Consider the following 25,566-nt stretch of genomic DNA (forward strand, 5'->3'; position numbering starts at 1 on the left):
AAGTAAAGTTACTTACCTGATGCATTGCGTGTGTCTTGGCCTTCGCTCAAGTTACGCATCAGCAAGCCGTACTCTAAGTTTAGATCGGCTGGTACAGGAATAAATACAAAGTGACCGTTACCTTTTGCGTCTTCTACTGCTTCAGACTTACGGTTTTCCATCATCTCTAGTTTGAAAACAACGTTACCTTTCGGTGTCATCATTTCTAAGCTATCACCAACTAGGAATTTGTTCTTCACTTCTACTTCCGCTAGGTCACCACGGCGCTTACCTGTGAATTCACCAACAAATTGTTGAGTATCAGAGATAGAGTAACCGTACTCGTAGTTTTGGTAAGTGTCGTGAGTATGGCGACGTAGGAAGCCTTCAGTGTAACCACGGTGAGCTAGGCTCTCTAGTGTACCCATTAGGCTTTCATCGAACGGCTTACCTGCTACAGCGTCATCGATAGCTTTACGGTAAACCTGAGCTGTACGTGCGCAGTAGTAGAAAGACTTAGTACGACCTTCAATCTTCAGAGAGTGAACGCCCATCTTCGTTAGTCGCTCAACGTGTTGGATTGCACGAAGATCTTTCGAGTTCATGATGTAAGTACCATGCTCATCTTCAAATGCAGCCATTTTCTCTTCTGGCTTGTGTGACTCAGAAAGTAGAACCACTTCGTCTGTTGGTTTACCTAGACCTAGTGTGTTGTCTGGACGTTCGTCTTGAACTTCAACATCCTGAATCTCAACACCAGTAGGGTTTGCTTCAACGATTTGACCGTTTTCGTCTTCTTTTGCTGCTTCTGTTTTGTATTCCCAGCGACAAGCGTTAGTGCAAGTACCTTGGTTTGGATCGCGCTTGTTCATGTAGCCCGAAAGTAGACAACGACCAGAGTACGCCATGCAAAGTGCACCGTGAACAAAGATCTCTAGTTCTGTTTCTGGGCAGTGTTCGCGAATCTCTTCGATCTCTTCAAGAGACAACTCACGAGATAGGATCACACGCTCAACGCCTTGAGTTGACCAGAACTTAACGGTCGCCCAGTTTACTGCGTTTGCTTGAACAGAAAGGTGGATTGGCATCTCAGGGAATGCTTCGCGAACCATCATGATAAGACCAGGATCTGACATGATAAGAGCGTCTGGGCCCATATCGACAACTGGCTTAAGGTCGCGAATGAATGTTTTTAATTTAGAGTTGTGTGGCTGAATGTTACATACAACATATAACTTTTTGCCTTGAGCATGAGCTTCATCGATACCGATTTGTAGGTTTTCGTGATTGAACTCGTTGTTACGAACACGAAGGCTGTAACGTGGCTGGCCTGCGTAAACTGCATCTGCGCCGTAGGCGAATGCATAACGCATGTTTTTAAGGCTTCCTGCCGGTGATAATAGTTCAGGTACAAATGGTTTTTGTGTAGTCATTGCTTCGTTCTCTAATCTGATCTCAAGTCAGGTTGATACCACCAAGTGATATCAAAGGGGCGCAAATTTTACGCTAAAACGAGTTTGGTTGATAGCCCTAAAGATAGCAATGACATTAAGAAGAGAGTGGAGAGATAAATATAAGCAGGAGTTTGGGAGGAAATAAGCCCAGATGCCATCGACATCTGAGCCTAAATATCACAGATTAAGCGTTTGGTTGAGTTAATCCGCCTAGTGATTCGAACAGGTTCGGAAGGAACACACTGAACTCACCACATAGAAGTGAGAAGTCAGCATCAAAGCGTGCTGCTTGATCTTCACGCGGGATATCGTCGTTTTCATCTTTGAGTTCATCACTGAATTTTAGGCGCTTGATGCTGCCGTCTTCTGCCAGAATGAATTCAATACGATCTTGCCAGTTGATAAGAAGCTTAGTCACCATCTTATTGGCTTCGATGTGGTTCTTAATCTCATCTGTTTCTAGCTCTTGTTTCTTAACTCGAACAATACCGCCGTCTTCTTGAATCGACTTAAGCTCAGCTTCATCAAGCATTGTGATACCTTGAGGTGTATCACCTGATTTGACCCACTCGGTTAGAGTCGTTTCAATCGCTTGCTCTGGAATCGCGGGCACGACTGGTAGGCTACCCATTGTTTTACGTAGTAACGCCAATACGTCTTCTGCTTTTTTGTAGCTGCTAGCATCAACCACGATGAAACCTTCTTTTGGCATGATCAGCGCGTAAGTGAAGTTACTGCGGCTGAATGCACGAGGAAGCAGATCAATAATGATGTCTTCTTTTAGGCTGTCTTTCTCTTTCTTTTTAAGAGGAGTGCCAGATTCAGCTTCAAGCGTTTCTACTTTTGCGTTCAGTGATTCTTTGATCACAGAAGCAGGTAGCATTTTCTCTTCTTTCTTTGCACAGATTAGAATGCGGTTTTCTGATACGTGCGTCATCATATCGCCGTGTCTACCCATCGCATGTACCCAACCAAACTTCTGTTTGTCTTGGCTACCACAAGGAGTAAAGCGGAATTCTTCAAGTTGTTTCTCTAGCTGATCTGCGTTGAAATCAATATCACGGTTGAAGCGATAGACTAGGCAATTTTTAAACCACATAAATTTTTCTCATACCTTTTTAGAAGTGCTTCATGATATGAGATCTAATTCGATTTGTCCCTAGCTCTGTATCAAAAGTTGTAAAGTGAAACGTTTGAGACAGTTATATGAAAATTTGTTTTCAAAGGTCACAAAAGTGTCATAATTAACTCAGATAATGCAATGCGTTGATTAAATACAAAGGCTATTCAATTATGTCGAGAAGGATTCTGGTCGTTGAAGATGAAGCACCTATTCGTGAGATGCTGTGTTTTGTACTTGAACAAAAAGGCTACCAAGCAGTAGAGGCTGAAGATTACGATACAGCGGTAAACAAGCTATGTGAACCTTTCCCAGATCTAGTATTACTAGATTGGATGCTACCTGGTGGTAGCGGGATAAACTTTATCAAGCACATGAAGCGTGAAGAGTTAACTCGCAACATCCCAGTGGTGATGCTGACGGCTCGTGGTGAAGAAGAAGATAAGGTTCGCGGTTTAGAAGTTGGCGCTGACGACTACATTACCAAACCATTTTCGCCAAAAGAGCTAGTGGCTCGCCTGAAAGCGGTTATTCGCCGAGTAACACCAACTGCATTGGAAGATGTGATTGATGTTCAAGGTCTTAAATTAGACCCTGTATCACACCGTGTTACCGCGAGTGAAGGTCCAGTTGATATGGGACCAACAGAATTCAAAATGCTGCATTTCTTTATGACGCACCAAGAGCGTGTGTACAGCCGAGAGCAGTTGCTTAACAACGTTTGGGGTACCAACGTTTACGTTGAAGACCGCACCGTTGATGTACATATTCGACGCCTACGTAAAGCGCTTGAATCTGCAGGTCACGATAAGCTAATCCAAACGGTTCGCGGCGCGGGCTACCGTTTTTCTACAAAGGCTTAATATGGCTTCGCTGCCCAGTTTACGGAGTCCTGAATGGTTGAAAAGTTAACCTGGAAAAAGCTGACTTGGGAGCTGGCTTTTTTTTACGCACCATGGGTTTTAGTCGGATGGATATTCGGTTACCTACCTTGGTTACTGCTGGCTGCTACGGTATTGCAGCTCGGCTGGCATCTACACAACCAAATGCGTTTGTCCGCATGGTTGTGGGATGAGAAGCGTCTAACACCACCTTCAGGCTCAGGAAACTGGGAATCTCTGTTCAACGGTATCTATCGTATGCAGCAGAGACAGCGTCGCAAACGTAAAGAATTGACCAACCTTATCCGTCGTTTCCGTAACGGTGCTGAGTCCCTTCCCGATGCCGTTGTGGTGTTTCGCGGTGAAGGCAATATTGTTTGGTGTAACAAGCTTGCTCAGTATTTACTAGGTTTCCGCTGGCCAGACGATTCAGGTCAACCGATCTCGAATTTGATCCGAACTCCGGATTTTATCAAGTATCTCAATAAGCAAGATTTCTCTGAGCCATTAGAGATGCCTTCTCCTCTGAATGTGGAGCGTATGCTTGAACTGCGTATTGTGCCGTATACCGAGGGTGAACATCTGATGGTTGTGCGTGATGTGACCCAGCTTAAGCAGCTAGAGGGCATGCGTCGTAACTTCTTCGCTAACGTATCTCATGAGCTACGTACTCCAATGACCGTACTTCAGGGCTACCTTGAAATGACGGAAGACCCAGACATGATCGTTGGCCCTATGTGGACCAAGGCTCATGGTGTAATGACTGAGCAATTGAATCGTATGAACAGTCTGGTCAATCAACTGCTTACACTTTCAAAAATTGAAGCAGCGCCAATGCACGAATTGGATGAAGTGGTGAACGTTCCCGCTATGCTTGAGGTTCTTGAGAAAGAAGCCGCGAGTTTAAGTGGTGATCGCGAACATAAGCTTGAATTTGATATTGATAAGAGCTTACGTGTATTAGCTGATGAAGATCAGTTGCGAAGTGCTATATCGAATCTGGTTTACAACGCAGTCAAATACACACCTCCGGGTGCTACGGTTAAGGTTCGCTGGTATCAAACAAGCCAAGGTGCCTGTTTGGATGTATCAGACACCGGAGACGGCATCGAGCCCCAACACTTACATCGACTTACAGAACGATTCTATCGTGTCGATAAGGCGCGCTCACGTGATACTGGTGGTAGTGGTCTTGGGCTGGCTATCGTGAAGCATGCTTTGACTCACCATGATTCTCATTTGGAAATCCAGAGTGAGCTAGGTGTCGGCAGTCGTTTCCATTTCACGTTACCAAACCGATTGACCGTTTCATGATTGCTTTAATACGCAGGATGCGTTTACCCATCAGTTCGTTGTTAGCGTGTGCTTTAATTTCTCCAGTTCATGCAGAGCTGACTGTTGAATCGCTTCCTGATTATTCCAAGGTGCCGGGGATTTCTGGCAGCTTGTTATCGGTAGGTTCAGATACTTTGGCGGGTATGACGACATTGTGGGTTGAAGAGTTTAAATCTTACTACCCGAATGTGAATGCTCAGGTTCAGGCTTCTGGCTCTGCGACTGCGCCTCCCGCGCTTACTGAGGGCACTGCGCATTTGGGGCCAATGAGCCGACCAATGCGATTACGTGAGATTGAGGCATTCGAAAGAGAGCATGGCTACAAGCCCACTGCGCTTAGAGTCGCGATCGATGCGATTGGCGTATTTGTACACAAAGATAACCCGATCAAAGGGCTCAACTTTCGTCAGATAGATGGCATCTTTTCTGAAACGTTGCGCTGTGGCGGTGTTAAAAATATCGAGAGCTGGCAAGAGCTAGGGATTAAACAACCTTGGGCAAAACATCGTTTCCAACTGTTTGGCCGAAACTCCGTATCCGGTACCTATGGTTACTTTAAGCAGAATGCTTTGTGTGGCGGTGATTTCAAGAATCGAGTCAATGAGCAGCCGGGTTCAGCCTCTGTTGTTCAATCTGTGGCTTTGTCGATCAGCGGCATTGGATACACAGGCATTGGCTATCGCGTTGCGGGTGTAAGACAGGTCCCGGTGGTTAAGACGGGGGAGCAATATGTACACGCCACAAGAGAAAATATTCTAAGCGGCGCTTACCCACTTTCACGCTTCTTGTACGTTTACGTGAATAAACACCCAAACAAGCCGCTTTCTCCGGTAGAGCAAGAGTTCCTAACTTTTATCTTCTCTAAACAAGGCCAAGAGTTGGTGGAAAAAGACGGCTACGTTTCTATTCCTCACGAATACGCAAAACAAGAGCTTGCCAAAGTAGGACTCTAATTCCCCCGATTGGCAATTACGGTTTTTGATTCTCATCGAAGCTTAGTTGCCATTCAGCATTACTCCACAGTTCCTGCTCTGCGAGTAAGTCCGCTGCCAATAGTTTATTTTCATCAAGCCAATCACCATCGGCACCACAAATCTTCCAATGATCTTTCTCGATGACCTCAATGCGTGTTTTTAGACGTGGAGAGTCGTTGCGTTGACCATTGAGAATGATGGATAGACGTAATATGCGAATCAAGCTGATCAAGTGCTTACTCTTAAACAAATTCAGTTTGGGCATCTCTTGAAGTTTGAGTGCTTTACGTTGGAAGCGAGCCAAAATCGACATGACCATCTGTTGCTCGCTATTAAAGCCCGGCATATTGGTATGTTGCAGAAGATACGCAGAATGCTTATGGAAGCCTGAAAAGCTGATACTCAGCCCGACCTCGTGTAATAGAGCACTCCATTCAAGAAGTTCAAACAGCTGACTTTTTTTCTTAATGCATAGCTCATCGCATATCTGATGTAAGAACTCGCTTGCTTGCTCTTTTACGCGAGTTGCGTGGTCGAAATCAACCGAGTGTTTGGTTGCGAGATTCTCTGTGGTTCGCATACGAATGTCCGAACGCTGAAAGCGATCTTCCATCTCATAGAGCAAGCCTTCACGAAGCGCGCCGTCAGAAAAGTGCATCTCTTTGACTGAAAGAGCCATGAATATCGCAGTGAGAATAGCCACTCCGCCAGCAAAGACGGGTTGGCGCTCTTCAGTGAGCCCTTTGAGTTTTATCTCTTCAACGGTGTCGTGTTCGCACAATACATCAATTAAATGGCCTAATCGCTTTTCGGTAATAATGGCATCTTCATAGCCCATTCCGACCAAGACTTCTTTGATTGCTTTGATGGTTCCTGAAGAGCCAAGAGCAGCATCCCAGCCTTTCTTTTTGTATTTAGCGGCTAGAGGCTCTAGACGTTGTTGAGCCGCAATGATGGCCTTGGAGAAGTTCTTGCGAGAGAGTTTTCCATTCGAGAAATATCTCTGTGTAAAACTTACGCAGCCCATCTGTTTACTGTTGACGAGCTTCGCCTCAAATCCTTTGCCGATAATCAACTCGGTACTACCCCCCCCAATATCGACAACTAACTTGGAGTCAGATTCGGGCTGTGTGTGAGCCACGCCTAAATAGATAAGTCGCGCTTCTTCCTCACCGGGAATCACTTCGATAGGAAAAGTAAGCACCTCACGAGCACGCTGGATAAAGATATGAGCGTTGTTTGCTTGGCGGAGAGTGTGGGTGGCTGCAATACGAACATTTTCGACTTCAAAGCCTTGTAAGCGCTCGGCAAACATTGAGAGACACTCTAAACCACGCTCGATGGCTGCATTGTTCAGGTTTGATTGGTCATCGAGGCCAGAACCAAGCCTGACTCTTTGCTTGTGTCGGCTGACAAGTTGCAATTCTTGCCCGATGACTTTTGCCACAACCATGTGAAAGCTATTAGAGCCTAAATCGATGGCAGCAACGTTTTTGATAGGTGGAGATACCGCCTCAAGTGAGGCGGTATTATTGGAATCTTCTGGCGTATTGGCCTTAGTGTTTTTAGCTTGGCTCATCGTGAGATTGTTGTTCCCTAGCTTTTCGAGTCTGTTTCTCTACCTGCTTGAGGTAATCATAGATGGCGACTTGAGAGCGGCGTTTTTTACGGTTACCGCGAGGAACGTAAGCGTTGCTCATCTCTTTATCTATCCACCTTGCCTTAACTGTATCGGTAAAATGAATATTTACAATGTCGATGATGCGTTGTTTCAAACGTTCATCACGGATTGGCGCCGCGACTTCAATGCGGTGATCGATGTTTCGCGTCATCCAATCTGCCGATGAGATAAATACTTTCGGGTCACCAGCGTTGTGTGTAATCAAAACGCGTGGGTGCTCTAGGAATCGGTCGATGATACTGATGATTTCAATGTTCTCACTAACGCCTTCGACTCCCGGAACCAGTGAGCACATACCTCGGATTATCATGCGAATTTTGACACCCGCATTGCTTGCGCCATAAAGCTTATTGATAAGCCCTTTATCAACCAAGTTGTTCACTTTTAAGGTGATCTGCGCTTTTCTACCCGCTTTAGCACTAGCTATTTCTGTATCGATAAGACGGTAAAGTTTCTTACGTGAGTTTCGTGGCGACACAATTAAGTGGTCAAACTTTACAGGGCGATAAGGGTTCTCAATATACCCAAAGACATTACGCACCTCATTAGTCAGTTCTTGGTCGGCGGTAAGCAGCGAGAAGTCGGTGTAGATTCGTGCGGTCTTTTCGTGGAAATTTCCTGTGCCGATATGTGCGTAGCGAGTGATTTCTTCACCTTCACGGCGGCTGATCAGAAGTAACTTAGAGTGTATTTTTAGACCCGGAGCACCAAAGATCACTTGAACGCCAGCTTCAGTTAGGATCTTTGACCATTCGATATTGGCTTCTTCGTCGAATCGAGCTTGAAGCTCAACTACTACCGTTACGTTTTTGCCATTATGAACGGCATCGATCAACGAATTCATTAATCGAGAGTTTTTCGCTACGCGATAGATATTGATCTTGATACTGATGACTTTTGGATCAAATGAAGCCTGACGAACCAACTCTGTCATGTGATCAAAGGTATGATATGGATAGTACAGCAAGATGTCTTGATTCTTGATTGCATCAAAGCTGTTATCAAACCCATCAAAGTCTGCACATGACATTGGTGGTAAAGGTTTGTTTTCTAAGTATTCACGACCTACGTTCGGGAAACCGATGAAATCTTTAAAGTTATGGTAACGACCACCAGGTATCAGGTTGTCGTAGTTAGAGATGCCTAATTTTCCGCACAAGAAATCCAGCATGTTTTGAGGCATTGTGTGTTCATAAACAAAACGCACAGGTAGGGCACTGAGCCTCTGAGCCACACCTTCAGACATCTGTTCTAGCAAGCTGTGTTCGACTTCGTGGCTTAGGTCGTATTCAGCATCACGAGTCATTTTCATCGCATGGCAGTTGAGCTGGTCGTATTCGAAAAAGCCTTTAAATAGATCATCGATGCAGTATCGGATAATGTTATCAAGTAAGATGATGGTCTTGCGGCGTTTTCCTTTCTGCTCTGGAACCATGACAAAGCGCGGAAGGTGATCGGTCGGTATCTCAATGACAGCGTATTTGGATTGCTGCTCTTTTTGAAGCTCGACGGTCAGATAGGCATACTCATCTTTTAAGAACTGAAGCACATTCATTTCGTTGTTCATTAGAAGGGGCGTGATGTGAGGAAGTACTTCTTTCTTAAAGTATTTCTTTACCCATTTCTTTTGAGCGTCATTCAACTGTGTCTCGTTAACTAGGAAAATACGTCGTCTTGCCATCTCTAGAATGAGATCATTGTAGAGTTCATCAAAACGTTGGTTTAACTTAAACGCCTTGTTTTGCATCTTAGTGAGCAGATGCTTTGAGTTGTCATGGATCCCACGCTCTTGGTTGATCAAAATGCGACGTTTCACATCCGAGAATCGAACCTTGTAAAACTCGTCTAGATTGTTAGAAAAGATCCCGAGAAAGCGTACTCTTTCGATCAAAGGTACTGTTTTGTCCGCTGATTCCTGTAAGACTCTTTCGTTAAAAGAGAGCCAACTGAGTTCTTTTTCTATATAGAGCTTTTCAGCGTTCATAATCAATCCTAGACATCTTAAAGAGTGTGAGATTACTCAAATTGTAAAAAATGAGCAGAGTATGCTGTTTTTGTTACGGTATTATTTCACTCTACAGTTTCAATAAAACTTACTATTATTTTCAGTTGTTTAATGTGAGTTGTAATATAATTGTCATGTAAACGAAATATTATGATATTAGCTCAAAAAAGGTAGATAGACAGATGGCCGCAGCCGAACTTTCATTGAAAAAACGAGATAAAAAAAGATGGTTGAAAGACCGTCTTATGCGTTTTGCGGTGACATTAGGCGGTGTGAGTGTGCTGGCAGCACTTGTTCTGATCTTTATTTACCTAGCGATGGTCATTCTTCCGATCTTCGCTGACTCAAGTTTAGAGACCGATCAAAAAGTCCAACCCGTGATCGTACAAGATCCGATCGCAATGACGGTCGATGAGTATGGCCAACATGCATTAGTGATCGACCGTAATGGTTCTGTCGATTATTGGACTCTCAATAACTCCCAATCTACGCCATACTTTTCTGAATCCATTATTCAAGACTCGGTCGCGTTTGCTCGAAGCACACCAGCAGACAATTGGTTTGCCTTTGCCAACCACCAAGGCCAAGTACAGTTGTTTCAACCTGAATTTTCAAAGCCTCTTGCCGTAAAAGGGCAAGCCGCTAGCCCTCGAATTAATTACCTTCAACCCAAAAGCCAACCATTTGAATTTTTAGATGACATTGCATTGAGTGATGGCTTGAGCATTGAGAAGCTAACATTTGCGACTGACAATCATCATTTGACGCTGGTGGCTCAGTTATCTAATAAACGCATTTTGGTGAAATGGTATCAAGCGTCGCTAACAGGTGAATACTCAGAGATTAATTCTCAATGGTTATCGAAAGAGTTTGGCCAGCAAGACCAGTTGTTAATGACACCCAACGGGCATACTTTGTATCTTCGAAACGCCTCTGACCTTACGGTTCTAACTGCGGAAGCGAACAAGTTCTCGGTTCGAGAAGTGATCGATTTAAGTTTAGGTGATGAGCAGCATGCCGTTAAGAATATTGACTTGCTGTCAGGTGCTTATTCTCTGCTCGTGAGTCATTTTGATGGGCGAGTCTCTCAATGGTTTGATGTATTGAGCAAAGAGCAGCGTAACCTGACTCACATTCGTGATTTTAAATTGCCTTCTGAAGTTCAGTTCTTATTGCCTGATACCTATCGCAAAGGCTTTTACAGCTTCTATAAGAATGGAACGATTCAGAGTCACTATACGACCAGTGAAAAGTTATCTCTGTTTGAGAAAGCTTATAAGAAGTCGCCACAACTTGCGGCTATGTCTGCCAACGAGCTTCATCTCGCAACGCTGAGTGATGGCGTTATTAGTCTTGCATTGGTTGATAATCCATATCCTGAAATATCGTTTTCATCGTTATGGAAAAAGGTGTGGTACGAGAGCTACCCAGAGCCTCAGTATGTGTGGCAATCCACTTCTGCGAATGATGATTTTGAAGGTAAGTTCAGCTTAGTGCCTTTGACTTTTGGTACGCTTAAAGCGGCGTTGTTTGCAATGATGTTCGCCGTGCCTATTGCGGTACTTGGTGCCATTTATACCGCTTACTTTATGACACCTAAGATGCGTCGAGTGGTAAAACCTTCGATTGAATTAATGGAAGCATTGCCGACCGTTATCATCGGATTTATCGCGGGCTTATGGTTTGCTCCTATCGTGGAGACGCATTTAACCGCCATTGTGTCACTGCTATTGGTGTTGCCTCTTAGTACTCTGGTTGTTGGCTTAATTTGGTATTGCTTACCACAGGACTGGGTGAGCCGTTTCCCTAATGGTTGGCACGCACTTATTCTGGTTCCGGTGTTGATTGTGACTACAGTGGTCGTGCTTAACTTTGGTGGGAAAATTGAATCATTACTGTTTGCTGGTGATATCAAACTTTTCTTAAATCACCATGGAATCGATTTTGACCAGCGTAACGCACTCGTGATTGGTTTCGCGATGGGCTTCGCGGTTATCCCGACCATTTTCACTATCGCAGAAGATGCTATTTTCTCAGTGCCTAAACACCTGTCGGACGGTTCTTTGGCACTAGGCGCCACGCCTTGGCAAACACTGATTTATGTTGTTCTGCTTACTGCGAGCCCCGGTATTTTCTCAGCAATTATGATGGGCTTGGGTAGAGCGGTTGGTGAGACCATGATTGTGTTAATGGCGACCGGTAATACGCCTATCATGGATTGGAATATTCTTGAGGGGATGCGAACGCTCTCTGCGACGATTGCGGTTGAGCTTCCTGAATCCGAGGTTGGCAGCCCTCACTTTAGATTGCTGTTCTTAGCTGCGTTACTTCTATTCGTCTTTACCTTCGCCGTGAACTCGATTGCGGAATGGGTAAGACAAAGGCTGCGAGATAAATACCGTGCTTTATAATTTTTATCTGAATCGTCAATCGCAACCAGTAAGAGAGCCTCTTCATGTTTAAGTGGATTAAATCGGGATCTCCTTGGATATGGCTAACTGGTGGTGCCGTTAGTATTAGTATGCTGTCGGTACTTGGCCTGATTTTGTTTATTGGTTGGAAAGGGTTGACCTATTTCTGGCCTGCGCCTCTTTATCAGTGGCAAGTAAATGAAACAGAAAGCCTTGCCAATGTTCCATTTCAACATCAAGAGATGGCGAAGAACCGTTTAATTGGTCAACTTTACGAACGTAAGTACATTCCAGTTGAACAACTGTCGAATGTGCAGGATAAAAAACTGCCGCAAGAGATTATCGATAAAGGGTTAGTTCGACGTCTGAGCATCAAGATCGCTAACCGTGAATTGTACCCTGCGGACTTTGTGTCAATTCTTGAGGTGAACCTTAAAGAACCGACCACACCAAAAGAGTGGGCTGTGATCGAGCGAAGCCGTGGTGGTTACTTTTTCGGAAAACCGGTTGGCTTTAGAAGTGCAGACGGTGTTCTAACCGATGACATCGAGAAAGAATTGGTCAAAGGTTTAACTCACGCTGATACGTTACGTGATGAAATTCAAAAGATCGTTAACCAAACGGTTCGAACGACTAGTTGGTCGTTGGAGCAATTACGTTTAGAAATGCGTAAAAAAGAACTCAATGACAACCTATCCGAGCAAGAGCGACAAGAGCTAGAATCTAAACGTTTGGCTTTAAGTCGAGAGTTAGCCTCTGGAGAGTATCAACTTGATTCTCTTAGGCAACAGCTCAACCTTGATGCTCTGATTGTTGAAGATATGACGGGTAAAGTGGTCGAGGTTCCACTGAGTGAGATCTTAGACTTCTGGTTTCCTAACCAGATGACTTATCCAGAGAAAGTTCTGCATTGGTGCGAGCAGGTCTGGAAGTTCTTATCTGAAAATCCTAGAGAATCTAACTCTGAAGGTGGCGTGTTCCCTGCAATTTTCGGTACGGTACTCTTAGTGCTTATCATGTCGATTGTAGTGATGCCGCTTGGTGTCATTGCCGCGATTTATCTGCATGAATACGCAAAAAACAATGCGCTAACTCGCTTGATTCGCATAGCAGTCATAAACTTAGCGGGTGTGCCATCCATCGTTTATGGTGTATTTGGCTTAGGCTTTTTTGTTTATACCATTGGTGGCTCGATCGACTCATTATTCTATGCAGAGCGTTTACCTGCTCCGACGTTTGGTACGCCAGGCCTGTTGTGGTCGGCATTAACGCTGGCTGTTTTAACATTGCCTGTCGTGATTGTGACTGCCGAAGAAGGCTTAACTCGAATCCCTAGCTCTGTGAGACACGGCTCTTTAGCTTTGGGCGCAACCCAGTCAGAGACCTTGTGGCGAATCGTTTTACCTATGGCGAGCCCTGCGATTATTACCGGGCTTATTCTGGCTGTGGCCCGTGCTGCAGGAGAAGTTGCACCATTAATGCTGGTGGGTGTAGTGAAGTTAGCGTCGAGCCTACCTGTTGATGCGCAGTTCCCGTATGTACACCTAGATAGAAAATTTATGCATTTAGGTTTTCACATCTATGATGTGGGCTTCCAAACATCAAACATAGAAGCAGCAAGACCTCTAGTTTACGCAACGTCATTTTTGCTGGTTACCGTGATTGTTGGGTTGAACTTAACGGCAATTAACATTCGAAATAACCTGCGTGAAAAGTACCGAACCTTAGGACAAGATTAAGATGTTTTCAATTAATGAAACCTTGGGTTATCAAGCACCTTTAGATGTGCACAACCTAACCGAAGAGCAAACAGCCATCTCGATTGAGGGGCTGAACCTATACTATAAAGAAGCTCAGGCGCTTGATGATATCTCAATGACGATACCGAAAGGGCAGGTGACGGCTTTTATCGGTCCTTCTGGTTGCGGGAAGTCGACACTACTTCGCTGTATTAATCGTATGAACGATCTTGTCGAAGGTTGTAGAGTCTCAGGCAAGGTGAAGTTGTACGGCAATAATGTTTATCACCCGAAAGTTGATGTCGCGACCTTACGACGTCGTGTTGGCATGGTATTCCAACGCCCGAACCCTTTTCCTAAATCAATTTATGAAAATGTGGTTTATGGGTTGAGGCTACAAGGCGTGAGCAACAGTCGCGATTTAGATGATGCTGTTGAGCGCTCATTACGTGCCGCGGCGCTTTGGGATGAAGTAAAAGATCGCTTACATGAAAACGCCTTTGGTTTATCGGGTGGTCAGCAGCAGCGTTTGGTCATCGCTCGCGCGGTGGCAATAGAGCCGGAAGTACTTTTGCTTGATGAGCCGACATCAGCCTTGGATCCGATTTCTACTCTGACGATTGAAGAGTTGATCAACGATCTAAAAACGCAATACACCGTGGTGATCGTGACCCATAACATGCAACAGGCCGCTCGCGTAAGTGACCACACTGCGTTTATTCATATGGGAAAATTGATCGAGTACTCAGATACGGATTCAATATTCACGTCGCCATTGAAAAATCAAACGGAAGACTACATTACTGGTAGGTATGGCTAACGTGATTGTTCACGCCATATAGAGCTGAGCCACTCTTATGTAAACGGCTTAATCCATTTCTTTTAAGGAGCTGACATGCATTTTGGTCGCCACATCTCAGGACAATTCAATGTTGAATTAGAGTCTATCCGTACTCATGTACTTACTATGGGCGGGTTAGTGGAGCAGCAGCTTTCTTTTGCGATGCAAGCGCTTCACAAAGATGATGTGGAGTTAGCTAAAAAAGTCATTCGTGATGACCATAAAGTAAATGCGATGGAAGTGTCGATTGATGAGGCATGTACGCGAATCATTGCCAAGCGTCAGCCTACAGCGAAAGACCTGCGTTTGATTATGGCGATCATCAAGACCATTACTGATCTTGAACGTATTGGCGATGTTGCTTCTAAAATAGCGCAAGGTGCTATCGAGATCCCTTCGACTAAAGAACAAAAATTCCATGTATCTCTAGAACCACTGTGTCGACAAGCGATCACCATGCTGCATCAAGTTTTGGATGCATTTGCACGAATGGATGTAGATGCGGCGGCTGAAGTGCATAAACTCGATGACAAGCTTGATGCTGAGTACGAAGCTGTAATTCGCCAGTTAATGACTTACATGATGGAAGACCCGAAGAACATTCCTAACATTTTGCAAGTGATGTGGTCTGCGCGAGCTATTGAGCGTGTAGGGGATCGTTGTCAGAATATTTGTGAATACATCATCTACTTTGTAAAAGGCAAAGATGTTCGTCACCTAGGAGAGCAAAGCCTAGATGACGTTTTGCGATAGCTGTCCTGTCTTAAAATCTAATCAATCTAGAAGCGTATGATTGCCCCTAGGTTGAGGTTGATGGTGGTGTTATAAGGCACGAAAGTCTTATTGTGATCAAAAATATTTAAGTCCGCCCCGGCTCTCAAGGCCAATACTGAATTAGCTTGATACACGTAAGCACCACCTAAACTTAAGCCTGTCGCCGTTTTCCTTTCAGTGACACCTGAGCGTGTCTTCTCACCATCATAGTCAGCGAATCCAATCTCAGCTTGAAATCCATGTGTCTGTTTTGAACCAAACATATTTTGGATACCAACTCGATATGACTTTACCGTTTCATCATAGCGGTCGCTTTCATACCAAATATCTGAATAACTTAAATAGATAGCTCCAAGATCAGCAACCTCAGTAATTCCTGCTTGAATACCAAAGCCATGATAGGCCCCGATTTTTATTTCTGGGGATAGGTGTAGTCCGCTTGCTGAAACTGAAGTTGAAAGAAGGGTTAACAAAAGCAAGGGAGTTTTTATTTTCATAACAATACCTAGAGCATATAGCCGTCCGTGGCTGCTAATATTTATTTGTGAATTGATCGTAAAAAAGCCAGCGTAATGCTGACTTTTCAATTTTTAAAAGCGGTAACCGACAGTCCATGAGAATGTGTCGTAATCCATGCTGTCGTAACTAGCGAACTCAAAACGCATATCAGTGTATAGGTGTTGACCAAATTCAGCGCGACCACCTAGACCAACGACGAAGCTGGTATCGTTGTATGATTCCGTCCACTTTTCACCTGAATAGCTAATAGAATTATCTTCGCTTTGACGAGCTAATCCGAGAACACCATAAGGTTTCAAAGAGAAGCCATCTAAGTCAAATTTGTAACCGATGTCCGCATCAACTTGAAACTTAGAACCATCGATATCGGCTTTTACGCCTCCGACATTTTCATCGTCACTATTAGTGGCGTAAGAAACGTTGATGCCGACAATACGGTTAAACTCGTAACCATATTCAAGCTTGATGCCGTTACCCCAATCAACAGTATCGTCGCTAATCCAGTCGGCAACTTGGGTTTGGCTGTAACCGAGACCTACGCGGTGTTGGCTTTCGAAACTGTTTGCAAGAGCAGGTACAGAAAGTAGTGAAGCTGAAATTAGGGTAGTAAGTGCAATTTTCATATTAGTCTCTATTTAGGGTTAACTTTAACTGCACGATCCTTCGTAGTTCAGTATCCGTTTGATAGAGCTAATATTAAACAGTGTTTTATTGTTATTCTAAGTAGGTATTTATATACCTATGATAAGCTATTCTTATTAAGCTGCATCTTCAATGCATTTTGAATTACATCGAATAACCAGAGTAAAAGAGGGTTGTTCCGGTTCTTGGTATGGATATGACTGTAGACAGCAACCTTCTTGTAATCATCTGAAATCAATACATCGATGGCTCTTAGGCTAGGGTAGTTGTCGACAGGGAATAAGTTTGAATGTGGTAAGTACATATCCGAGTTGTCTAATACGTCGATAATAGCCATGATGATTTCAGAGCGAAACCCTATCTTATGTGGGATGGAAAGGTCGCCTAGAATTTGGGAGGCTCGACTGAAGTTGTCGTTCCAACCTGGGGATATTAATGATGCGATATCGTACCCCGCTAACTCTTGTGGAGTTACTAAAGTCTTTTGTATCGGATGATCTTTTCTAACAATCAGGCGTCCAGTCACCTCTACCAATTGCTTGGCATAGATCTCTTTCGAATGGTTTGGCAGTTGATAAGCTACCCCGAGTAAAACTTCCCCTTTTTGAATATCGTTTGCTGATGATGAAGTCCAACTCATTAACTCAAGCTGTGAGTTTGGAGCTTGGGTCATAATTTCTTTGTACAAGGCTCCTGATAAGCAAGACAGTACGACTGGAGATAGTGCTATTTTTATAGGGTAATCGATGGCTTTTGGATCGAATACGCTTGAGGAGTTAACTGCATTCATTAAGCCGTCTAAGTGAGGGGTGATTTCATTCGCTAATTGCTCGCAAAATGCTGTGGCTTGTAAACCGCCATGAACTTTGACAAACAGATCATCGGAGAAATGATGGCGAAGTTTCTGTAAGGCTTGGCTCACCGCTGGCTGAGATACGAACAAACGTTCCGCTGCTTTTCTGGTGTTTTTCTCTTGGTAAACAATCAGAAAGGTACGTAACAAGTTTAAGTCGAGAGAGCTGAATAGATCCTTAGCCATAACATTCCATGAGTCGCCATATCGAGTCTATTAATATACGTGACTTCTAGGCTTTTACTAGCCATGTTGTGTTGGGATTTCGTCAGCTCTCGGTGCTTATCTATTTGTTGAGGGATGCTATCAGGTCTTGAATCTTTGCTGTGCTCGTTACTGGGATTAAGTAGTCGTCTACGTCGTCGTGCCCCATTTGAGCTTGAGAAGCTTGTGTCATGAGGCTTGGTCTTGTCGACTTACCGGAGAGGTGCAGCGCTTGAACGTTAGTGTGCTTGAGAATTTCTCGGCCATTTTCAGCGGTAACGCCTGCCCCAGCCATAATATCTAAGCGGCTTTGAGTGAGCGTAACCATTTTCTTGAGAATGTCTTTTCCTTGCTCTGCGTTACTTGCTAAGCCTGAAGTTAAAACACGTTCACAACCTAGCTCGATAATCTGTTCTAGAGCCTTTTGGTAATCCTTAAGTTGGTCGATAGCACGATGAAAGGTTACGCCAAGCTTTAGCTGGTGGGCTTTTGAGGTTAGTGTGTTCATCGCAACCATGTCTATTTCACCTTGAGCGGTAAGCACACCTAACACCACACCATCTAAGCCAGCATCAGCTGCGGCTTGGATATCATCAAGCATGCACATCATATCGTCATTATCGAAGATGAAGTCACCTTGTCTTGGGCGAATCATTGCATACACGGGAACCGACGAGATACGAGCGGCTTGCTTCATCATTCCGAAGCTCGGAGTCAATCCACCAAGTGCTAGTGAAGAGCAGAGCTCAATACGATTAGCTCCGCCTGCTAGGGCATTGTGTAGGGATTCTAGGTTATCGATACAAACTTCAATTTCGATGTTCATGATACTTTACTCGTTCAAATTGAGACTGAGGAAATCATAGCAATCTTGAGACGATTCTGAATAGGTAGCAGTAGAGGAAAATAGGGGTAAAGTTTGGCTTTGCGGTTACCTCTATTTATTGTGAAAAAGAGTATAGATTTAATTGTTGCTAAAGTGCGTAAAAACAAAAAGCCCGAAGCGTTAACTTCGGGCTTTGAATAAGACTTTACTTCTTAACTGATTGGCGGTGCGCTTTGCGCTGTTAGCTTATGCTTTATTTCTCTTTAAAGAGATTCATCCAACCATTAACCCGTGTTGAGGCGGGCTTAAGAGGTAATTACTTGCTTAGGTCGTCAGCGTGCTCAGATAGGAATGCTGCAACACCTTTTGGAGATGCGTCCATACCTGATTTACCTTCTTCCCATTGTGCAGGACAAACTTCACCGTTCTTTTCGTGGAAGTTTAGTGCGTCTACCATGCGTAGCATTTCATCGATGTTACGACCTAGTGGAAGATCGTTAACTACTTGGTGACGTACAAGACCGTCAGCGTCGATTAGGAAAGAACCACGGAAAGCAACGCCTGCTTCTGGGTGCTCAACATCGTATGCTTTGCAGATTTCGTGTTTAACGTCAGCAACTAGTGGGTATTTAACTTGACCGATACCGCCGTCAGCGATAGCAGTGTTACGCCATGCGTTGTGAGAGAATTGAGAATCGATAGAAACACCGATTACTTCAACGCCTTTAGCTTGGAAATCTTCAAGACGGTTGTCGAAAGCGATTAGCTCTGAAGGACAAACGAAAGTGAAGTCTAGTGGGTAGAAGAAAACAACCGCTTTCTTACCTTTAGTGAATTCTGCGAAGTTGAAGTTATCAACGATCTCACCGTTACCTAGAACAGCTGCTGCAGTAAAGTCAGGGGCTTGACGACCTACTAGTACCATTTTGGAATCTCCTAAAAAATTAGTTGGCCCAACACATCTTTGTTTGGGCTCCGTTTCTACGCGACAAACTATAGTACAATCGGTACTATAGAAAAAAGCGAATTAAATAGATTAAGTTCATCGAAAAAAGCGATGAGTTTATTCTTTGTCCTTTTCTTAGGTCTTATGACCTTCGTGTAACTTATCCTACTCATATTACAAAGTAATTTCATGAATAAATGGCCAAGTCTTAAGCAACTTCACTATCTTGTTACTCTTCACGAAACACGCCACTTTAGCGACGCCGCTGATCGCTGTTTTGTTAGCCAATCGACGCTAAGTAAAGGTATCCAAAATCTAGAAGAGCTGATTGGTTGTCCTCTGTATGAAAAGAAAGATAAAAAGAGCCCACTCGTTTTCACTCAAGCGGGAGAGCTGGTGGTGAAGCATGGTCGAGAGTTATTGGCCAAAGGGCAAGACTTGGTTGAACTCGGAAACCTATGTAATGGCGACGCGATGCAAGGTCAGCTCAGAGTTGGATGTATTCCTACCATTGCACCATTTCTTTTGTGTGATTTAGTACAAGAAGCCAACCAACGCTTTCCTCAGCTAAATCTCCTGTTGCGCGAAGACACCACAACGAACTTACTCGCAGCACTGCGCCATGGTGAGTTAGATGTGCTGATTCTGGCTCTGCCTGTTGATATCGACAACATGGAAAGCAAAGTGGTTGGGCAAGACCCTTTTAGAATGGTGATCAGTCGTAACCAAGCAGACGGTATTCGTGTCCCTATTAAATATGACGACCTGCCAGACGAGTCTGTATTCTTATTGGAAAATGAACACTGTTTAACCGAGCACGCAGTATCAGCCTGTAAGCTAACAGATAAAGAGAAGATAAACCCGTTTACAGCGACGAGTCTTCATACATTAGTGCAAATGGTAGCAAATGGTTTAGGAACCACCTTTATTCCGCAAATGGCGATCGATCACGGCTTGCTTGAAAATCAAAACCTAGTGGTTATCGATCCACCAGGCCAGCAAGCATACCGAGACATCGGCCTGGTTTGGCGTCCAAGCTCATCACGCCGCGAAACATTTCATCAGTTAGCAGATGTGGTTTCTGAATTGCTTTAAAAGACTGCCGTCATTTTAGATGTATTCAACCTTACCATGCATAGTGGCAGGGTAAGGTTCGTACTTAACTATTTTTTGTAAACTGGTGGTATTTTAATACGCCATATAAACATTTTAATGCAATAAATCTAAGCATTATATTTAAAGGATCCATTGATTTATATAACCTTAGTATTTAATGGTATTTTTATTCATTACACATTTCTTCAGTGATAGCGAATTTTTCAAATATACCACGCGAGCTTTTTGCTTCTAGCTCTGGGCTGCAGTATACGTGAGTTGGGCTGTTTGTTTTATAATCTTCCATTTTTAAATAATATGGAAAAGAAAGCATGAACGATATAGCAAGTAAAACATATGAAGTTTTATCTTTCATTCTAATATGATCTTTCTTTGTTTTAAATATTAACTTTAATTGAACTATACTTATTAAAAAACCCCAAAAGAAAGCAGGAGTAAGTAGTATTGATAATAGATATATTTTATCGGTTCTATAAGATTCTATTGGGAAGTATAATATAGGGTAAGAACTGATTAATAATATAATCGTAAATCTAATAGCTTGTTTGTGCTTGCGTAGTTTCATATTTTTCCCTGTATTCATTCTTCTGTGGCACTGTTTAATTGCTAGTAAGTCATTGGAATTTATATTTTTAATTTTATTTAACCTAATTTTTATCGGAAGTTATGACCTGCTGTAAATCTTATTCAACCTAGATGATTTATTCGATAGATAAACCTGAGTTTTCTAGTTGTATGGATTTCTAGGTCTTGTGAAATAGTACTTTACGAGTTTATATGACATATAAGTTATGAATGCGATGATACTATAAGTGATAGTAAAACCAAATACAGATTTAAATATATGGAATAGGCTGCTATTTTTACTTCCGAGTATGATTTTTTTGCCATCTTTAATAGTTAAAATATTATATTTCTCATTTTTAATTAATTCAAAATCAAACCCATGAATTGATAAGTTGCTATCTACCTCTAGTTTATAATAATAACTTTTAGACCCTTTAGTATGAATTTGAACATGATCAAGGCTTACGACTCTGGCTTGCTTTTCTATACCGGACACCCAAAATTGGTGGGTATCTACTGCAAGTCCATAAACTAAAAAAGATAAGAAAGTATAGCCTAAGATAAAAAAAGAAAACTTTAAATATGGGAATGATTTATTCATAAACCGCTACCACATTTTTCTTTTGAAAGCGCAAACTTCTCTAAGAGCCCCACAGAACCTCTCAGTTTCATTTTCATTATTGAGCCACAATATACGTAGCCAGCGCTATTATCCTTGTAATCTTCAACTTTAAAATAATAAAGAGCAGATAGTGATATGGCGATAATAAAATAAGTACCGATACGATGATTTTCAAATTGGTATTTGTCATCTCTATTTTTATTATTAGTACTAGCTGTACGATAGTGTATGTTAATAAAAAAATGAAATAAATGAGCTTATTACAGAAAAAAAGTAAATTCTATCTGAGTCATACTCTCCTGAAGGGAAATATATGAACGGGTAACTGCATACAGTAATGGTTGCTAAGCATATTATTGAGTACTTATATTTTGATATGTTCATTTGTCCTCTCAAGAACCGTAACTTTTTGGGCACCTCATTATGAGATGCCAGTATATTCTCCGAACCATTAAGTGGACCAAATGAATAGTCGTCAATTGCTTTTATATAAGTTTCCAACACTCCGGAAGAAGCAGCTACACCCTCTACTGTGAATGTAACAACAGTGATACAAGCAATGACAGGAGCTGAATTCGTTATAACCTCTACATCAAGCCTATTGATAAATATGATTTTTTTACTTTATTACGGAGGTGGTTGTATATGGCGGGTAATATAAACCTCATCAATATATTATTCAACTAGTTTTATATTTGATATGGTGTGCGGATTGGTTGTTTATTGTAATGAGTTACGGGGTAAGCGGCAGTGCATTTCTATCGATTAAAGTTACCTAATATTGAGCCTCATAGTTTTATGAGGCTCTTCTTATTGTCATGTCACTCTACTTCAGCTTCTTCTGGCTCTACTTCTTCCTGTAGTTCTAGCAAGTTTATCGCGATGGTTACGAAGTCGCTGTCAGTGATAATGCCGACCAATTCGTGGTTATCGACGACTGGTAAACAGCCCACCTTGTGTTTCTGCATATAAATAGCTGACTCTTTTAATCCTGCACGTGGTTCTACCGACATAACGCTTTTGTGCATGATGTCGTTGAGTGGTGTTGAGAGAGTAAAAGATTGAGCTTGAGGGATGTTTTGTAGGCTGGATTCTTGGGCTGCGAGAACATCTCGCTGAGTAACCACACCAAGCAGCTTTCGGTCGGCATCGACGACTGGGATATGGCGGATATCAAGCGCTTCCATCATGTGCTTTGCATCGGCCAGTGAGTGTGAGCGCAATAGAGTATGAGGGTTGCGAGTCATCATATCTTCAACCTTGATCATACGAACCTCCTTATTTTTTATTTGTTGCTATTACTATAGTTTTTTATCCAAAAAATAACTGAGAGCTGGCGCATTTTTGAGGGAGTTTTATGCAACTAATTCTCTAACTTGAAGCGGTGAATCGGTAGCATTATTTTACGCCTCTTTACAATAATCCATAGCTGTAAACCTTGCTATTGCGGCTCGTGTGCCTATACTAGCCCACTGCGAAATTTTTAGTCGTGTTTGCGCTTTGTTTACGGTAACGGTTTACTTACTGTAACGATTGATTAGCGGCAACGATTTATTATTCGTCAACAGCACAAATCTCATCAACTAAGACAAGACTAGACACATGCAAGTTTCAGATTTTCACTTTGACCTACCAGATGAACTTATTGCTCGCTACCCTCAAGAAGAGCGTACAGCAAGCCGCCTACTTAAATTAGACGGCAATAATGGCAACCTGACAGATGGTTCGTTTAAAGACGTTTTAGACTTGGTTGAGCCAGGCGATCTTGTTGTTTTCAATAATACGCGCGTGATTCCTGCTCGTGTATTCGGCCGCAAGGCATCAGGCGGTAAGCTTGAAGTGCTAGTTGAGCGTATGCTTGATGAGAAAAGTATTCTAGCGCATGTTCGTTGTTCTAAATCACCTAAGCCGGGCACTAAGTTGTTCCTTGGTGAGAACGATGAGTATGAAGCTGAAATGGTGGCGCGACATGACGCGTTATTTGAAATCCATTTCACATCTGACCAAAGCGTTTTAGAGATTCTGAACAGCGTTGGGCATATGCCGTTACCTCCTTATATTGATCGTCCAGATGAAGACGCAGATAAAGAGCGTTACCAGACGGTCTATAATGAGAAGCCGGGTGCGGTTGCAGCTCCAACAGCGGGTCTTCATTTTGATGATAAGCTAATGGCTGACATGAAAGAGAAAGGTGTTGAGTTTGCTTACGTGACGCTTCACGTTGGTGCTGGCACATTCCAGCCCGTTAAAGTAGACAACATCAATGACCACCACATGCATGCTGAGTACGTTGAAGTACCGCAAGAAGTGGTTGATGCCGTAGCGGCTGCAAAAGCGCGTGGCGGACGCATTATTGCGGTTGGTACAACATCGGTTCGCTCACTAGAAAGTGCTGCGCAAGATGCATTGAAGAAAGGTACAGAGTTAGTTCCGTTCTTTGGTGACACTGAAATCTTCATCTTCCCTGGTTACGAATACCAGTTGGTGGATTGCTTGATTACCAATTTCCACTTACCAGAATCAACGCTGATTATGTTGGTAAGTGCATTTGCAGGTTACGACAACGTGATGGGTGCATACGATCACGCAGTGAAGAGCGAATATCGTTTCTTCAGCTACGGTGATGCCATGTTCATCAATAAGAAAACAAGCTAATTTAAGCTAGTTATAAACGATATACATAAGAATTTACGGGTGCTAGCAGTAAGCTAGGAGTCGGGCAGGGTGTCTGTCTAATCTCTCGCAAGGAATACGCGACCGCTCCTCATAGAACCCACTGGACTGAACTTTTGTTTGGCTTAAGGTTCTGAATTAACAGTCAGATTGTTTCTCTGGCATATTGGAGGCTTCGTGAAATTAAAATACGAACTTAAAAAAACTAATAGCGGCGCACGTCGTGGTCAACTTCAGTTTGAACGCGGTACCGTTGAAACCCCAGCATTCATGCCTGTAGGTACTTACGGTACTGTAAAGGGCATGACACCTGAAGAAGTGAAAGACACAGGCGCTGAAATCCTATTAGGTAACACATTCCACCTATGGCTACGTCCTGGTCAAGAAATCATGAAGATGCATGGTGACTTGCACGATTTCATGAACTGGCACGGTCCTATCCTGACTGATTCAGGCGGCTTCCAAGTATTCAGCCTAGGTGCAATGCGTAAGATTACTGAAGAGGGTGTTCACTTCCGTAACCCTGTAAACGGTGACAAGATCTTCATGGACGCTGAGAAGTCTATGGAAATCCAAAAAGACTTAGGTTCAGACATCGTAATGATCTTTGACGAGTGTACTCCTTACCCTGCGACACACAAAGAAGCAAAAGACTCAATGGAGATGTCTCTTCGTTGGGCTGAGCGTTCACGCAACCACTTCGACAAGCTTGAAAACCCGAACTCACTATTCGGTATCGTTCAAGGTGGTGTGTACGAAGACCTTCGTGATGTATCTGTTAAAGGCCTAACTGAAATTGGTTTTGACGGTTACGCAGTTGGCGGCCTAGCAGTAGGCGAACCAAAAGAAGACATGCACCGTATTCTTGAGCACACATGTCCTCAACTACCTGAAGATAAGCCACGTTACCTAATGGGCGTAGGCAAACCAGAAGACCTAGTTGAAGGTGTTCGTCGTGGTATCGACATGTTTGACTGTGTAATGCCAACGCGAAATGCACGTAACGGCCACCTGTTTGTGACTGAAGGTGTGATCAAGATCCGTAATGCGAAGCATAAAACCGATACAACACCACTAGATTCAGAGTGTGACTGTTACACTTGTAAGAACTACAGCAAGTCGTACTTACACCATTTGGATCGTTGTAACGAAATCCTAGGTGCTCGACTGAACACGATTCATAACCTGCGTTTCTACCAACGAGTAATGTCAGACATTCGTCAGTCTATCGATGAAGACCGCTTTGAAGAGTTCGTTGCAGAGTTCTACGCAAGAATGGGGCGTGAAGTGCCACCACTAGGTAAAGAATCTTAGTATTTCTTTTTTTGCGAGCCCTATCTCTCTTCCGAGTGATGGGGCTTGAAAATAAAGGGATACAACCCAATTAGACAAACAATTACGAAA

Annotated in this window: 22 protein-coding genes and 1 pseudogene; 10 read left to right on the forward strand and 13 right to left on the reverse strand. The window is 43.2% G+C overall.

The window, feature by feature from the left end; genetic code table 11:
* Positions 1–8 precede the first annotated feature (8 nt).
* Entirely contained in the window at positions 9–1,412 is a 1,404-nt protein-coding gene (gene yegQ / locus ITG10_RS11030; protein WP_017632975.1) for a tRNA 5-hydroxyuridine modification protein YegQ, read from the reverse strand.
* A 205-nt stretch (positions 1,413–1,617) separates the two neighbouring features.
* Complete coding sequence (rdgC, locus tag ITG10_RS11035; protein WP_048669223.1) at positions 1,618–2,532, reverse strand: recombination-associated protein RdgC; 915 nt, start codon at positions 2,530–2,532, stop codon at positions 1,618–1,620.
* A 194-nt stretch (positions 2,533–2,726) separates the two neighbouring features.
* On the opposite strand from rdgC, the gene phoB reads away from it, so the two are divergent.
* The 3 genes from phoB to ITG10_RS11050 are packed head-to-tail and all read left to right on the forward strand — an operon-like array spanning position 2,727 to position 5,722.
* Positions 2,727–3,416, forward strand: a complete 690-nt coding sequence (gene phoB / locus ITG10_RS11040; protein ID WP_004735064.1) for a phosphate regulon transcriptional regulator PhoB — start codon at positions 2,727–2,729, stop codon at positions 3,414–3,416.
* 33 nt (positions 3,417–3,449) lie between these two features.
* Positions 3,450–4,748 carry a phosphate regulon sensor histidine kinase PhoR gene (phoR, locus tag ITG10_RS11045; protein ID WP_017632976.1) on the forward strand — a complete coding sequence of 433 codons (1,299 nt, stop codon included), beginning with the start codon at positions 3,450–3,452 and terminating at the stop codon, positions 4,746–4,748.
* 17 nt (positions 4,749–4,765) lie between these two features.
* Entirely contained in the window at positions 4,766–5,722 is a 957-nt protein-coding gene (locus ITG10_RS11050; protein ID WP_026084462.1) for a phosphate ABC transporter substrate-binding protein PstS family protein, read from the forward strand.
* A 16-nt stretch (positions 5,723–5,738) separates the two neighbouring features.
* Here ITG10_RS11050 and ppx read toward each other — a convergent pair whose 3' ends face one another.
* Together ppx and ppk1 are read right to left on the reverse strand one after the other, a co-directional pair.
* The gene (ppx, locus tag ITG10_RS11055) at positions 5,739–7,322 is read right to left on the reverse strand and encodes an exopolyphosphatase (protein ID WP_282575735.1); all 1,584 of its coding nucleotides are present in this window, start codon (positions 7,320–7,322) and stop codon (positions 5,739–5,741) included.
* A complete protein-coding gene (gene ppk1 / locus ITG10_RS11060; protein ID WP_248386391.1) occupies positions 7,309–9,408 on the reverse strand; it encodes a polyphosphate kinase 1 in 2,100 nt (699 codons plus the stop codon). The genes ppx and ppk1 overlap by 14 nt, the downstream gene beginning before the upstream one ends.
* Positions 9,409–9,611: 203 nt before the next feature.
* On the opposite strand from ppk1, the gene ITG10_RS11065 reads away from it, so the two are divergent.
* From ITG10_RS11065 to phoU, 4 genes are all read left to right on the forward strand, one after another.
* Positions 9,612–11,840: an ABC transporter permease subunit gene (locus ITG10_RS11065; RefSeq protein WP_248386392.1), complete on the forward strand. Its 2,229-nt coding sequence runs from the start codon at positions 9,612–9,614 to the stop codon at positions 11,838–11,840.
* Positions 11,841–11,884: 44 nt separating this feature from the next.
* Positions 11,885–13,579 (forward strand): phosphate ABC transporter permease PstA, encoded by a 1,695-nt coding sequence (gene pstA / locus ITG10_RS11070; protein ID WP_248386393.1) that lies wholly within the window; start codon positions 11,885–11,887, stop codon positions 13,577–13,579.
* 1 nt (position 13,580) lies between these two features.
* On the forward strand, positions 13,581–14,399 hold the full coding sequence (gene pstB / locus ITG10_RS11075) for a phosphate ABC transporter ATP-binding protein PstB (protein ID WP_017632980.1): 819 nt from the start codon (positions 13,581–13,583) through the stop codon (positions 14,397–14,399).
* 75 nt (positions 14,400–14,474) lie between these two features.
* Positions 14,475–15,173, forward strand: a complete 699-nt coding sequence (phoU, locus tag ITG10_RS11080) for a phosphate signaling complex protein PhoU (RefSeq protein ID WP_017632981.1) — start codon at positions 14,475–14,477, stop codon at positions 15,171–15,173.
* Between the two features lie 26 nt (positions 15,174–15,199).
* Here phoU and ITG10_RS11085 read toward each other — a convergent pair whose 3' ends face one another.
* The 5 genes from ITG10_RS11085 to ITG10_RS11105 all read right to left on the reverse strand — a co-directional run bounded on the left by ITG10_RS11085 (position 15,200) and on the right by ITG10_RS11105 (position 19,163).
* Positions 15,200–15,691: a hypothetical protein gene (locus tag ITG10_RS11085; RefSeq protein WP_017632982.1), complete on the reverse strand. Its 492-nt coding sequence runs from the start codon at positions 15,689–15,691 to the stop codon at positions 15,200–15,202.
* 93 nt (positions 15,692–15,784) lie between these two features.
* Positions 15,785–16,336 (reverse strand): porin family protein, encoded by a 552-nt coding sequence (locus ITG10_RS11090; RefSeq protein ID WP_017632983.1) that lies wholly within the window; start codon positions 16,334–16,336, stop codon positions 15,785–15,787.
* 116 nt (positions 16,337–16,452) lie between these two features.
* Positions 16,453–17,394, reverse strand: coding sequence for a LysR family transcriptional regulator (locus tag ITG10_RS11095; protein ID WP_017632984.1), 942 nt, complete (start codon positions 17,392–17,394; stop codon positions 16,453–16,455).
* Positions 17,395–17,494: 100 nt separating this feature from the next.
* Complete coding sequence (locus tag ITG10_RS11100) at positions 17,495–18,238, reverse strand: copper homeostasis protein CutC (protein ID WP_017632985.1); 744 nt, start codon at positions 18,236–18,238, stop codon at positions 17,495–17,497.
* 316 nt (positions 18,239–18,554) lie between these two features.
* Positions 18,555–19,163 (reverse strand): peroxiredoxin C, encoded by a 609-nt coding sequence (locus tag ITG10_RS11105; protein WP_004740353.1) that lies wholly within the window; start codon positions 19,161–19,163, stop codon positions 18,555–18,557.
* A gap of 210 nt (positions 19,164–19,373) precedes the next feature.
* On the opposite strand from ITG10_RS11105, the gene ITG10_RS11110 reads away from it, so the two are divergent.
* Positions 19,374–20,279, forward strand: a complete 906-nt coding sequence (locus tag ITG10_RS11110) for a hydrogen peroxide-inducible genes activator (RefSeq protein ID WP_017632986.1) — start codon at positions 19,374–19,376, stop codon at positions 20,277–20,279.
* A 187-nt stretch (positions 20,280–20,466) separates the two neighbouring features.
* Here ITG10_RS11110 and ITG10_RS11115 read toward each other — a convergent pair whose 3' ends face one another.
* The 4 genes and pseudogenes from ITG10_RS11115 to ITG10_RS11130 all read right to left on the reverse strand — a co-directional run bounded on the left by ITG10_RS11115 (position 20,467) and on the right by ITG10_RS11130 (position 22,757).
* Positions 20,467–20,865, reverse strand: coding sequence for a hypothetical protein (locus ITG10_RS11115; RefSeq protein ID WP_248386394.1), 399 nt, complete (start codon positions 20,863–20,865; stop codon positions 20,467–20,469).
* 162 nt (positions 20,866–21,027) lie between these two features.
* A complete protein-coding gene (locus tag ITG10_RS11120) occupies positions 21,028–21,468 on the reverse strand; it encodes a hypothetical protein (RefSeq protein WP_248386395.1) in 441 nt (146 codons plus the stop codon).
* Positions 21,465–21,873 (reverse strand): annotated as a pseudogene (locus ITG10_RS11125) (hypothetical protein). Before ITG10_RS11125 ends, ITG10_RS11120 begins: the two are co-directional and overlap by 4 nt.
* Positions 21,874–22,310: 437 nt before the next feature.
* A complete protein-coding gene (locus ITG10_RS11130; RefSeq protein ID WP_017629871.1) occupies positions 22,311–22,757 on the reverse strand; it encodes a CBS domain-containing protein in 447 nt (148 codons plus the stop codon).
* Positions 22,758–23,091: 334 nt separating this feature from the next.
* On the opposite strand from ITG10_RS11130, the gene queA reads away from it, so the two are divergent.
* Together queA and tgt are read left to right on the forward strand one after the other, a co-directional pair.
* Positions 23,092–24,144, forward strand: coding sequence for a tRNA preQ1(34) S-adenosylmethionine ribosyltransferase-isomerase QueA (gene queA / locus ITG10_RS11135; protein WP_017629870.1), 1,053 nt, complete (start codon positions 23,092–23,094; stop codon positions 24,142–24,144).
* Between the two features lie 195 nt (positions 24,145–24,339).
* Positions 24,340–25,476: a tRNA guanosine(34) transglycosylase Tgt gene (gene tgt / locus ITG10_RS11140; protein WP_017056177.1), complete on the forward strand. Its 1,137-nt coding sequence runs from the start codon at positions 24,340–24,342 to the stop codon at positions 25,474–25,476.
* The last annotated feature ends 90 nt before the right edge of the window (positions 25,477–25,566 follow it).

It is taken from the genome of Vibrio sp. ED004, assembly GCF_023206395.1.
Lineage (GTDB): Bacteria > Pseudomonadota > Gammaproteobacteria > Enterobacterales > Vibrionaceae > Vibrio.

Coding starts and splice junctions, on each gene's coding strand:
- yegQ (WP_017632975.1), bottom strand. CDS start 1,412: ATGACTACACAAAAACCATTTGTACCTGAACTATTATCACCGGCAGGA.
- rdgC (WP_048669223.1), bottom strand. CDS start 2,532: ATGTGGTTTAAAAATTGCCTAGTCTATCGCTTCAACCGTGATATTGAT.
- phoB (WP_004735064.1), top strand. CDS start 2,727: ATGTCGAGAAGGATTCTGGTCGTTGAAGATGAAGCACCTATTCGTGAG.
- phoR (WP_017632976.1), top strand. CDS start 3,450: ATGGTTGAAAAGTTAACCTGGAAAAAGCTGACTTGGGAGCTGGCTTTT.
- ITG10_RS11050 (WP_026084462.1), top strand. CDS start 4,766: ATGCGTTTACCCATCAGTTCGTTGTTAGCGTGTGCTTTAATTTCTCCA.
- ppx (WP_282575735.1), bottom strand. CDS start 7,322: ATGAGCCAAGCTAAAAACACTAAGGCCAATACGCCAGAAGATTCCAAT.
- ppk1 (WP_248386391.1), bottom strand. CDS start 9,408: ATGAACGCTGAAAAGCTCTATATAGAAAAAGAACTCAGTTGGCTCTCT.
- ITG10_RS11065 (WP_248386392.1), top strand. CDS start 9,612: ATGGCCGCAGCCGAACTTTCATTGAAAAAACGAGATAAAAAAAGATGG.
- pstA (WP_248386393.1), top strand. CDS start 11,885: ATGTTTAAGTGGATTAAATCGGGATCTCCTTGGATATGGCTAACTGGT.
- pstB (WP_017632980.1), top strand. CDS start 13,581: ATGTTTTCAATTAATGAAACCTTGGGTTATCAAGCACCTTTAGATGTG.
- phoU (WP_017632981.1), top strand. CDS start 14,475: ATGCATTTTGGTCGCCACATCTCAGGACAATTCAATGTTGAATTAGAG.
- ITG10_RS11085 (WP_017632982.1), bottom strand. CDS start 15,691: ATGAAAATAAAAACTCCCTTGCTTTTGTTAACCCTTCTTTCAACTTCA.
- ITG10_RS11090 (WP_017632983.1), bottom strand. CDS start 16,336: ATGAAAATTGCACTTACTACCCTAATTTCAGCTTCACTACTTTCTGTA.
- ITG10_RS11095 (WP_017632984.1), bottom strand. CDS start 17,394: ATGGCTAAGGATCTATTCAGCTCTCTCGACTTAAACTTGTTACGTACC.
- ITG10_RS11100 (WP_017632985.1), bottom strand. CDS start 18,238: ATGAACATCGAAATTGAAGTTTGTATCGATAACCTAGAATCCCTACAC.
- ITG10_RS11105 (WP_004740353.1), bottom strand. CDS start 19,163: ATGGTACTAGTAGGTCGTCAAGCCCCTGACTTTACTGCAGCAGCTGTT.
- ITG10_RS11110 (WP_017632986.1), top strand. CDS start 19,374: ATGAATAAATGGCCAAGTCTTAAGCAACTTCACTATCTTGTTACTCTT.
- ITG10_RS11115 (WP_248386394.1), bottom strand. CDS start 20,865: ATGAAACTACGCAAGCACAAACAAGCTATTAGATTTACGATTATATTA.
- ITG10_RS11120 (WP_248386395.1), bottom strand. CDS start 21,468: ATGAATAAATCATTCCCATATTTAAAGTTTTCTTTTTTTATCTTAGGC.
- ITG10_RS11130 (WP_017629871.1), bottom strand. CDS start 22,757: ATGATCAAGGTTGAAGATATGATGACTCGCAACCCTCATACTCTATTG.
- queA (WP_017629870.1), top strand. CDS start 23,092: ATGCAAGTTTCAGATTTTCACTTTGACCTACCAGATGAACTTATTGCT.